This is a genomic window from Fictibacillus sp. NRS-1165 (assembly GCF_050468105.1).
GTDB classification, from domain to species: domain Bacteria; phylum Bacillota; class Bacilli; order Bacillales; family Fictibacillaceae; genus Fictibacillus_C; species Fictibacillus_C terrinigri.
On the sequence record NZ_JBDPNU010000044.1, the window covers coordinates 94,397 to 104,934 of the forward strand.

12 protein-coding genes are annotated in these 10,538 nt (G+C 45.4%); 11 read left to right on the forward strand and 1 reads right to left on the reverse strand.

Translation table 11 applies throughout. From position 1 onward, the window contains the following. The first annotated feature begins 2 nt into the window (after positions 1-2). The 11 genes from ABHN01_RS19095 to ABHN01_RS19145 all read left to right on the forward strand — a co-directional run bounded on the left by ABHN01_RS19095 (position 3) and on the right by ABHN01_RS19145 (position 9,612). Positions 3-1,022: a zinc-binding alcohol dehydrogenase family protein gene (locus ABHN01_RS19095; protein WP_429876826.1), complete on the forward strand. Its 1,020-nt coding sequence runs from the start codon at positions 3-5 to the stop codon at positions 1,020-1,022. A 13-nt stretch (positions 1,023-1,035) separates the two neighbouring features. Beyond that, complete coding sequence (locus ABHN01_RS19100) at positions 1,036-1,671, forward strand: bifunctional 2-keto-4-hydroxyglutarate aldolase/2-keto-3-deoxy-6-phosphogluconate aldolase (RefSeq protein WP_429876827.1); 636 nt, start codon at positions 1,036-1,038, stop codon at positions 1,669-1,671. 1 nt (position 1,672) lies between these two features. After that, on the forward strand, positions 1,673-2,764 hold the full coding sequence (gene uxuA / locus ABHN01_RS19105; protein ID WP_429876828.1) for a mannonate dehydratase: 1,092 nt from the start codon (positions 1,673-1,675) through the stop codon (positions 2,762-2,764). Next, positions 2,748-3,584 (forward strand): SDR family oxidoreductase, encoded by an 837-nt coding sequence (locus ABHN01_RS19110; RefSeq protein WP_429876829.1) that lies wholly within the window; start codon positions 2,748-2,750, stop codon positions 3,582-3,584. The genes uxuA and ABHN01_RS19110 overlap by 17 nt, the downstream gene beginning before the upstream one ends. 76 nt (positions 3,585-3,660) lie before the next feature. After that, positions 3,661-4,665, forward strand: a complete 1,005-nt coding sequence (locus ABHN01_RS19115) for a LacI family DNA-binding transcriptional regulator (RefSeq protein WP_429876830.1) — start codon at positions 3,661-3,663, stop codon at positions 4,663-4,665. A gap of 23 nt (positions 4,666-4,688) precedes the next feature. Then, entirely contained in the window at positions 4,689-5,447 is a 759-nt protein-coding gene (locus ABHN01_RS19120; protein ID WP_429876831.1) for a sugar phosphate isomerase/epimerase family protein, read from the forward strand. 29 nt (positions 5,448-5,476) lie between these two features. Then, on the forward strand, positions 5,477-6,763 hold the full coding sequence (locus ABHN01_RS19125) for an MFS transporter (RefSeq protein WP_429876832.1): 1,287 nt from the start codon (positions 5,477-5,479) through the stop codon (positions 6,761-6,763). Then, entirely contained in the window at positions 6,760-7,392 is a 633-nt protein-coding gene (hxlA, locus tag ABHN01_RS19130) for a 3-hexulose-6-phosphate synthase (RefSeq protein ID WP_429876833.1), read from the forward strand. The genes ABHN01_RS19125 and hxlA overlap by 4 nt, the downstream gene beginning before the upstream one ends. Continuing rightward, positions 7,385-7,933 carry a 6-phospho-3-hexuloisomerase gene (gene hxlB / locus ABHN01_RS19135; RefSeq protein ID WP_429876834.1) on the forward strand — a complete coding sequence of 183 codons (549 nt, stop codon included), beginning with the start codon at positions 7,385-7,387 and terminating at the stop codon, positions 7,931-7,933. The genes hxlA and hxlB overlap by 8 nt, the downstream gene beginning before the upstream one ends. Positions 7,934-8,022: 89 nt before the next feature. Beyond that, positions 8,023-9,291 carry an MFS transporter gene (locus ABHN01_RS19140; protein ID WP_429876835.1) on the forward strand — a complete coding sequence of 423 codons (1,269 nt, stop codon included), beginning with the start codon at positions 8,023-8,025 and terminating at the stop codon, positions 9,289-9,291. A 228-nt stretch (positions 9,292-9,519) separates the two neighbouring features. Further along, the gene (locus ABHN01_RS19145) at positions 9,520-9,612 is read left to right on the forward strand and encodes a putative holin-like toxin (protein WP_231689193.1); all 93 of its coding nucleotides are present in this window, start codon (positions 9,520-9,522) and stop codon (positions 9,610-9,612) included. 87 nt (positions 9,613-9,699) lie between these two features. Here the strand turns inward: ABHN01_RS19145 and ABHN01_RS19150 are convergent, their stop codons facing one another. After that, positions 9,700-10,122 carry a hypothetical protein gene (locus ABHN01_RS19150; RefSeq protein WP_429876836.1) on the reverse strand — a complete coding sequence of 141 codons (423 nt, stop codon included), beginning with the start codon at positions 10,120-10,122 and terminating at the stop codon, positions 9,700-9,702. Between the last annotated feature and the right edge of the window lie 416 nt (positions 10,123-10,538).

Genomic DNA, 10,538 nt, shown 5'->3' on the forward strand with positions numbered 1-10,538 from the left:
AAATGAAAGCGGTTAAAGTTAGGAAAGCATTTGACCTTGTGACCGAGGAAGTGGAGAAGCCATCTATCGTTAACGCGGATGATGTTCTTGTAAAAGTAAAGCGGGTCGGAATCTGCGGATCCGATCTGCACATCTATCATGGGACCAATCCGCTGGCCACTCTCCCAAGGGTGATCGGCCATGAAGTCACTGGAGAAGTAGAAGAGGTCGGCCCATACGTGCACCATCTCCGGGCTGGCGACCATGTTGTAGTAGAACCTATCCGTTATTGCGGCACATGTTATGCGTGCCGAAAGGGCCGTCCCAATGTTTGTTCTTCTCTTTCCGTTTTTGGGGTTCATGAGGATGGCGGTATGAGGGAATGGATTGTATTGCCGGAAAAACAGCTGCATGCGGTTGACGCAGCATTGCCATGGGAAGAGACCGTGATGGCAGAGCCCTACACGATCGGTGCCCAGGCGGTCTGGAGAGGCCAGGTTGAAAAAGGCGATACGGTTTTGATCCAGGGCGCAGGCCCGATCGGCATCTGTATTTTAAAGATGGCCAAACTGCTTGGGGCCGCTGTTTTGATTACTGATTTAAACGAAGAGCGATTGGCCTTCGCAAAGGAAAATGGCGCAGATCACGTTGTAAATCCACAGAAAGAGGATGTCATGCAGCAGGTGAAGGTTTGGACGGACGGTGAGGGTGCAAATGTCGTCATTGATGCCGTCTGTCTTCCATCGACCTTTGAACTTTCCATTGAAGCGGTATCCACGGCGGGGAATGTGGTCGTGCTCGGTTTTGATGAAAAAACGTCTACGATCTCCCAGCTGCCTATTACAAAAAAAGAAGTAACCGTAACAGGATCCAGGCTGCAAACGTACCAGTTTCCTAAAGTAGTAGATTTATTGAACAAAGGAAAATTAACGCATAGCGGCCTGGTGACTCATTCATTTTCACTTGCAGATGTGCAGGATGCTTTCCGGTTTGTAGAAGAACACCCTGATCAGGTTCGAAAAGCGGTTATAACATTTGATTAAAGGAGGAGAGAAGATGCTTCCGAAATACTCGGTTTTACACAAGCTCCTGGAATCACGGGTTGTGGCTGTGATCCGCGGCAAGGACAGTCATGAAGCAGCAGAAGTGTCCAAAGCAGCCGTCGAAGGGGGAATTACAGCGATAGAGCTGACTTATACAACCCCTCAGGTGGAGGATGTATTCAAGGAATTGAGGCAACTGAACGTTCTCTTGGGCGCAGGCTCGGTCATGGATTCAGAAACGGCCCGCCATGCGATTCTAGCCGGAGCAAAATTCATCGTCAGTTCCCATTTTGTAAAAGAGATTGCCGCACTCTGCAACCGGTATAGTGTCCCTTATCTGCCGGGCTGTATGAACATCAGCGATATGGCAATCGCGCTTGAGGCCGGGTGTGATGTACTGAAGCTGTTCCCGGCAAATACCTTTGATCCTTCATTTATCCGTTCTGTCAACGGTCCTCTGCCGAACGTGCGAATTATGCCTACGGGAGGAATCTCTTTGAACAACATGAACGAATGGCTAGCAGCAGGAGCTGTTGCTGTGGGTGTCGGAAGTGATCTTACGAAAACCTATCAAAAGGGCGGTTATGAAGAAGCTGTCTCGTTAAGCAGAAAATATATGAATACTTTGAATCAATATTCGGAGGTGTAAGATGAATATCACATTTCGATGGTACGGACGTGGAAACGATACCGTCACGCTGGATCACGTCAAACAAATTCCGGGAGTGAAGGGAATCGTTTGGGCGCTGCACGAAAAGCCGGTCGGAGAAGTATGGGAAAAGGAAGAAATAAAAGCTGAAGTGGAATACATTCAATCCAACGGCTTTCATGCAGAGGTCGTAGAAAGCGTGAACGTCCATGAAGCGATCAAGCTCGGCAATGAAGAACGCGGACATTATATCGAAAATTATAAGCAGACGATCCGCAATCTTTCCGAATTTGGCGTAAAGGTCATCTGCTACAACTTTATGCCGGTCTTTGACTGGACAAGAACAGATATGTTTCACCCATTGGAAGACGGTTCCACTGCTCTGTTTTTTGAAAAAGCCAAAGTGGAGAAACTCAATCCCCAAGAGCTGATCCGTACGGTGGCAGAAGCCTCTGACCTGACCCTGCCCGGCTGGGAGCCTGAAAAAATGGCGAGGATCAAGGAGCTTTTTGAGGCTTACAAGGAGGTCGACGAAGAGAAGCTTTGGGCGAACCTTCAAGTCTTTTTGGATGAAATCCTGCCCGTGGCAGAAGCGTGCGGCATCAAAATGGCCATCCATCCTGACGATCCGCCCTGGCCGATCTTCGGCTTGCCTCGCATCATAACAGGTGAGAAGAGCTACGAGAAATTGCGCGCGATCTCAAATTCACCGTCCAACAGCATTACGATGTGTACGGGTTCAATGGGTGCCAACCCTGCCAATGATATGGTGGAGATCGCGAGAAAATATGCAGGCAGCGCTCCGTTTTCCCATATCCGGAATGTCAAAATCTATGACAATGGTGACTTTGTAGAAACCTCCCACTTGACTCAGGATGGCTCGATTAATATCAAGGGTGTTGTAGAGGAGCTTCACAAACAGCAATACGAAGGATATGTGAGACCCGATCATGGGCGCCATATCTGGGGTGAACAGTGCCGCCCGGGATACGGGCTCTATGACCGTGCGCTTGGGATCATGTATTTGAACGGTCTATGGGATGCCTATCAGTCCATCGCAAAAAAGGAGTTGGCCTATGATTCCCGTGCATGAAAACTTAAACCGTAAAACAGCCGTCATCACCGGCGGCAGCGGGGTCCTTTGTTCCGAGATGGCCCGTGAGCTTGCCCGCCACGGGATGAAGGTGGCCGTTCTGAACCGAACCGCTGAAAAAGGGCAAAAGGTCGTCGATGAGATCCGGCAGTCTGGCGGCACCGCCCTTTCTGTTTCTACCGATGTATTAAACCGGAATTCGCTTGAAAAGGCAAAGGAGGAGATTTTGGAAACGTTCGGCTCCATTGATCTTTTGATCAACGGGGCTGGAGGTAACCATCCCGATGCGATCACCGATTTTGAGACGTACGACGCAGACGCTTCAGGAAAATCATTCTTTGATATGGATGAGAACGGATTTTCCACTGTGTTCTCTACCAACTTTACCGGCTCTTTTCTTGCGTCTCAAGTGTTCGGAAGGGCCTTGCTGGAGGCAGAATCACCAGCAATCATCAACATTTCATCCATGAGTGCCTATTCACCAATGACAAAGGTACCGGCTTACAGTGCGGCAAAAGCATCGATCAATAACTTTACCATGTGGATGGCCGTCCATTTTGCTGAAACCGGCTTGCGTGTGAATGCCATCGCTCCGGGGTTCTTTTTAACGACGCAAAACCGGGGATTGCTCTTGAAGAAGGATGGAAGTTATACCGATCGGTCCAAAAAGATAATTTCCGGCACCCCTATGAAGCGGTTTGGGAAGCCGGAGGATCTGCTCGGAACACTGCTCTGGCTAGCTGATGAATCCTGTTCAGGTTTCGTTACTGGCATCACGGTTCCTGTTGACGGAGGCTTCATGGCCTATTCCGGAGTATAGCAAAGTCCCCGATTGTAAAGCACTTTCAGGTATCTTATAATGTTTGAATGGAATGAATTGGACGGGGATGAAGCACATGAAAAACATTACGATAGCTGATGTAGCCAAACATGCAAAGGTTTCAAAAAGTACGGTATCTCAGTTTTTAAACAAGCGGTTTGATTATATGAGCGAAAAGACGAAGAAAAAAATAGAAGAAACCATCAAAGAACTGAATTACCAGCCAAATATTGTGGCCCGCAGCTTGAAGCAAAAAGCAACGTTTACGGTTGGAGTAGTGGTCGCCAATATTCTTCACACCTTTTCCACCCAGATTATAAGGGCAATGGAAGATGCGTTTCATGAACAAGGCTATCAGATTATTGTGTGCAATGCAGACGATGAGCCGGAAAAAGAAAAGAAGTATATTGAAATGCTGCTGGCCAAGCAGGTTGATGGAATCATGATTTTTCCGACGGGCTGTAACCTTGATCTTTATGAACGAATGAAGCGCCAGCAGTTTCCGGTCGTGTTTATTGACCGAACGATTAAGGACCTGAATATAGCCACCGTCATGCTGGACAACCAGATGGCAGCAAAACTGGCCGTTTCTCAGTTTGTAAAAAATGGCCGCAAACGGATTGCACTGATTACAACTTCGATCATCCGAAACATCAGCCCCCGGGTGGAACGCCTGGAAGGTTTTAAGAACGCTCTGGTCGATCATGGTCTGCCAGTTAATAAAGCTTACTTGAAGAGTGCATCTGCCGATCAGCTGCCGGCCGTGCTTGAGAAAATGTTTAACCTGCCGGCACCGCCGGATGCCCTATTGGCAGGGAATGATATTGTCCTTTATGAAGTGCTGAGATTCATGAAGAAACGGAATTTAACGATTCCTGGCGACGCAGCAGTGATCGGGATCGATGATGTGCCGTTTGCGAGCTTTTTTACTCCGCCGATTTCGACTGTTGCTCAGCCGGTGGTTGAAATGGCGGAAAAAGCTGTCGAGCTGCTGCTGTTCCAGATTAAAAACAAAGAAGATAGAGAGTTTGAGGACATCTTTCGCTATAAACCAAGTCTTATTGAAAGAGATTCAGATTAATACCGTGAAGCATGGGGGAGTATATGCAGCCTATTTTTATTACTTTAAATTCCTTTCAGTCAAAAGAAGTACAGGAGAAAGGCCAGGGGCATTTTTTTCCGCTTATTGCCCATGCCGGGGCACAGGGTGCAGAGATCAGAAGAGAGCTTTTTAGTGAGGAGGTAGGTTCTTTGCAAGATCTGCGCACCCAGTTGGAGGAAGCACATTTAACCTCCGTTTATTCGGCGCCTGTAGATTTGTTTAACGCTTTAGGATCATTAAATAAAGAGGCAGCTGCATTGACTGTTATGGAAGCGATTACACTTGGTGCTTCCCTTGTCAAGTTTTCACTCGGCCACTATAACATGCAGCGATCAAGCGTTACGGAATTAAAAGAATGGCTCGCTTCACTAAGCCTTAACGATCATAATTTGCAGATCACGATTGAAAATGACCAGACAAACCATGGCGGTTCCCTTGAAAAGATTCATCATTTCCTTAAGGAAGCCAAGGAGCAGCATGTACCTGTAAAGATGACGTTCGATATTGGAAATTGGTCATTTACCGGGGAAGACGTGTTCTCGGCGGCAAAAGTACTTTCAGAATATGTGGTTTATCTGCATTTCAAGCACATCGAACAACAGAACGGCAGGCTGGTCACCTTGCCTCTGCCTGCAGGTGAAACTTCCGAATGGAGGGAACTTGTTTCCCATTTTTCAAATGATATTCCGAGGGCTATTGAATTTCCCATATCCGACGGTAATGAAGCGTGCAGTTATACAGCGCTTCTTGCAAACGCGTAACATCACAAAATAAAGGAGTGGTTACTGTCATGAGGAACATTGATCCATTAGCAAGCAAAAAGCGCTGGATGATCTTGATTCCAATTGCTTTTATAACGTACAGCCTGGCGTATCTTGATCGTGCGAATTATGGTTTCGGTGTTGCCGGTGGAATGGGTGGAGACTTAAATATTACAGCATCTGTTTCTTCCCTACTGGCTTCTTTATTCTTTTTAGGTTATTTCTTTTTTCAGATTCCTGGAGCGATCTATGCTGAAAAGAAGAGTGCAAAGAAGCTCGTCTTCTGGTCATTAATTCTTTGGGGAGGACTTGCAACGGCTACCGGTTTTGCGACCAATGTCGCCTGGCTTTATCCGATTCGTTTTTTTCTTGGAGTTGTTGAAAGCGCTGTTATGCCCGCGATGCTCGTTTTCTTAAGCGGCTGGTTTTTAAAGACTGAGCGTTCCCGTGCGAACACTTTCCTTATTTTAGGGAACCCTGTAACGGTTCTATGGATGTCTATTTTATCTGGCTATCTGTTGAAGGCTTTCGATTGGCGCATGATGTTTATCCTTGAAGGGGCACCTGCCGTTCTATGGGCTTTTATCTGGTGGAAGCTTGTGAATGACCGTCCAAAAGAAGCAAAATGGCTGACTGATGAGCAGAAAATGAATCTCGAAACGGAAATGAAAAAAGAACAATCAGGGATGAGGCCTGTAAAAAATTATCGTGAAGCATTCAAATCCAAAAAGGTTATTTACCTTTGCTTTCAATACTTTTTCTGGAGTATTGGTGTATACGGTTTTGTCATGTGGCTTCCTTCCATTATTTCCAAGGCATCCAAAATGGACATCGTTGCCACAGGCTGGCTTTCTGCAGCGCCCTATGTCCTTGCGGTAATCGGAATGCTGCTCGTTTCCTATTACTCCGATAAAACACTCAATCGAAAAAGCTTTGTATGGGTTTCATTGCTGATCGGGGCCATTGCTTTTTATGGTTCCTATGCAGTGGGTACATCTGACTTTTGGGTATCGTTTGTTCTCTTAGTGATTGCAGGCGGGGCCATGTATGCACCTTACGGGCCGTTCTTTGCGATCATTCCGGAGATTCTGCCGCGGAATGTTGCAGGCGGAGCAATGGCATTAATCAACAGTATGGGCGCTTTAGGATCATTCGTCGGCTCCTATTTTGTAGGGTACCTGAACGGAGTGACCGGCGGACCTAGTGCATCCTATATCTTTATGGCTGGTTCCCTTTTGCTGTCCGTCATCTTTACATTGCTTGTGAATACAAAAGATGAGCATTCCGTTCAAAAAATGGAGGTTCAATCCCTGTGAATATTCAACTTGCTTTAGACCGGCTATCGATTGAAGAAGCGCTGTCCATTGCTGATCGAGTGGAGCCATACATTGACTGGATCGAAGTAGGGACTTCATTGATTAAGGAATTCGGCATGGAAAGCGTGCGCCTTTTAAAAGAAGCGTTTCCTCATATAATGATCGTGGCAGACTGTAAGACGTTTGATAACGCAGTGTATGAATTTGAGCTTTGTTTTTCGGCGGGTGCCGATGTGGCAACAGTGCTGGGAACTGCTCCTGCCGTATCCATTGAAGCTTGTATGGAGACCGCTAAAAAGCATGGCAAGCAAGTCATGGTTGATCTGCTGAATGCATCCGAAGAACAAATCCAAATGTGCAGCCAATTTGAAGAGGCGATTCTTTGTTCACATGTAAGTAAAGATGAGCAAGAAATGAGAGGGCAAAAAGGGCGCCTGCATATCCCTTCTTTTTCAAACAGGTTAGCCATGGCTGGGGGTATATCGATAGATTCCTTTTGTGAAATTAAAAAACACAGCCCATATGTTGCCATAATCGGGTCAAGCATTACAAAGGCGGATGATCCCGCGTTGGCTGCTAAAACCTTTTATGAGATGGCAAAACAGCAGAAGGAGAAGGCTTATGAATGATATGAACACCATTTTGCAGGAGATTCAGGGTGTTGTTGATCAGATTGATCCTGGTTTAGTAGAAGCTGTAACGGAACATGTGCAGTCGGGAAAACGGATCTTTGTCGTTGGTGAAGGCAGGTCTGGATTCATGGCGAAATCATTTGCCATGCGATTGATGCATTTGGGGGCAACTGTCTTCGTAGTAGGGGAAACCATTACTCCCGCCTTGAAATCTGGGGACGTGGTGGTAGCGGTGTCTGGTTCAGGAACGACAAAAAGTGTAGTGAATACGGCAAAAAAAGCCAGAGAGCTTGAATGCCGGGTCATTGCGATTACGACGAGGACGGATTCAAAGCTGGCAGATTACTCGACCCTAGTGGCACACCTTCCTGCAGCAACAAAATATAGAGGGGAAGACGAAGCAGCTAGCATTCAGCCATTGGGCTCCCTTTTTGATCAATGTGTACATGTCTTTTGTGACGCGGTGTGCTTGAGCTATGGTGCAAAGCAAACTGAAAATAATGAATCCGCTTTAATGCGTCACAGTAACCTGGAGTAGATCCAATTCTGCACTCCATTACTAAACCGGTTTATATCCGGGTTGCCTAAAAATATCAGAATATTTCAAATGTATAGGGAGGGTTTGCCATGTTTTCAAAAGATAAACTGCCAATTATTATCATGTTGTTTGTTGCGGGCGTTATCAACTATTTGGACCGTTCGGCACTTTCGATCGCAGCCCCATTTATTCAGGATGATTTAACATTATCTGCTACACAAATGGGTCTGATCTTCAGCAGCTTCTCCGTCGGCTATGCCATCTTTAACTTTTTGGGAGGAATGGCATCGGACCGCTATGGAGCGAAGTTAACATTGTTTGTCGCCATGGTTGTCTGGTCCTTATTCAGTGGTGCGATCGCACTCGCCGTAGGCTTTGTAAGCTTAATGGTCATTCGTGTATTGTTTGGAATGGGAGAAGGGCCTCTTTCAGCCACGATCAACAAAATGGTCAATAACTGGTTCCCGCCGACACAAAGAGCTTCAGCCATCGGAGTCACAAATAGCGGAACGCCATTAGGAGGAGCGATCTCGGGACCAATCGTCGGCATGATCGCAGTGGCGTTCAGCTGGAAGGTGTCCTTCATTCTGATCATGATTATCGGGTTGGTATGGGCAGTATGCTGGTTTAAATTTGTAAAAGAAAAACCGGCCAAACCAATGGGAGAGGCACCGGCAGTCAAAGTGGATGTTGCGCCTCAAGAGAAAATTCCACTGACGTTTTACTTGAAACAAAAAACGGTGCTGTTTACCGCCTTTGCCTTTTTTGCTTACAACTACATCTTGTTCTTCTTCCTGACGTGGTTCCCGAGCTATCTCGTAAAAGAACGCGGTTTGAGTGTGGAATCTATGAGCGTCATCACGGTCATTCCATGGATTTTGGGCTTTATCGGTCTTGCAGCCGGCGGCTTTGTTTCAGATTATGTATTTAAAAAGGCAGCCAAAAAAGGCGTACTGTTCTCACGTAAAGTAGTGCTTGTTACCTGCCTGCTTGCTTCTGCAATCTGCATAGGGGTTGCCGGACTGGTAACAACAACTGTAAGTGCGGTTATTCTCGTGGCATTATCCGTATTCTTCCTGTATCTAACGGGAGCCATCTATTGGGCCATTGTCCAGGACGTGGTCGATCAGAACAATGTAGGATCGGTTGGGGGATTCATGCATTTCCTGGCCAACACAGCGGGTATCATCGGGCCTGCGTTAACAGGTTTTATCGTCGATAAGACGGGGACGTTCTCAGGTGCCTTCCTTCTCGCGGGCGGTCTGGCCGTATTTGCTTCCCTCGCTGTCATCCGTTTCGTCCGTCCGATCATCAGCGGAACAAAAGATCGTTCAGTCAACGATTCTGTTTCTTTTTAAGGAAATGGAGAGATAAATCCCGAAGCCTTGTTGGCTTTGGGTTTTTTCTTTTATCTCCTCGGACCGAATGGCGTATGGCGGTTTAAAGATGGGGCATTAAAGCTTTGTGCATTATTTTTATTTAGTGCTGGGAGCGGGGGTCCTTTTTTTTTTATAAAAACATTATTCATTGGGCGAATAGGACAAATTTGGTACCGGAGAGACTGAAAATAAAGGAGGCGATGTTCAATGAACACATTCGAAGTCATCTCGTTGATGCTTAGTTTTGGAATGTTTGTGATCGCTGTTCTCGATTTTCATAACCATGACAAGAAGTCCTGAGTATATTTTAGATCAACAGAATTGGAAAGTTTACGCAGAACCTTTTTGAACAAATGATCAACATACCCTTTAGGCTGATAGGCCAGATCATCGATTTCCTTCTTCCATCGTTAACATATACGAAACAATTCGGTATGCTGCTTCCTTTAAACTGCAATCCCATTGCACTTTATAATCAAACAGTAAATCATGAAAGTAATTTTCTAGCTTAACAGGATACGGTTTTCCTTTAGGATCGTAAGGAAAATCAATAAATGAATAGTTGCTTGTTAAGCCTTTTTTTATTAACTCCGTACAATATGGAGTGGGATCTTGGCCTTTTAATTTCGCTAATTTTTTTATAAGTTGCCTTTCATAAGCAGTGAATGGAATCTTAACATCCTTCTTTTTATCACATCTTACCTTACGTCCTTCGGCTCTGGTTTTTGCTTTTTTACGAACATTGCCTGGTTTTTCTCCTTGTACACTAATGGGGGATTTTTTATCAAATAACGGGTTAATGGGTTTCATGGTTCCTCTCCCCTCTTCCTTTTTGAGGCTATTACCCTCTTTTATCTCAGTGTCATATTGTTAGATTGTTATATTGCTAGGATATTCTAAGAAATGAAGGACTAGAACGTATAATCTATTCTTTTTTAGGACAAGATAATAAAAAACGAATGATTAATACCGGAGGGTGAAAAACATATGGCATCTAAAAAGGACAAGATTTCAAAAGACCTGTTAAAAGAGTTTGGTAAATTAGCTAAAAAATCAAAAACAGTAACAAAATTAAAAGTGAGATAAGTAACCCGTTAGCAAAACAAAAAGAAGCAACCTCGTTGCTTCCTTTACTAATTATCTTTACTTGTCAAAATACATTCAGCCTAAAATGAAAAAACGGAGAATAAAAAAACAGGACCGGGAATGAACTGCACCCCAAATTT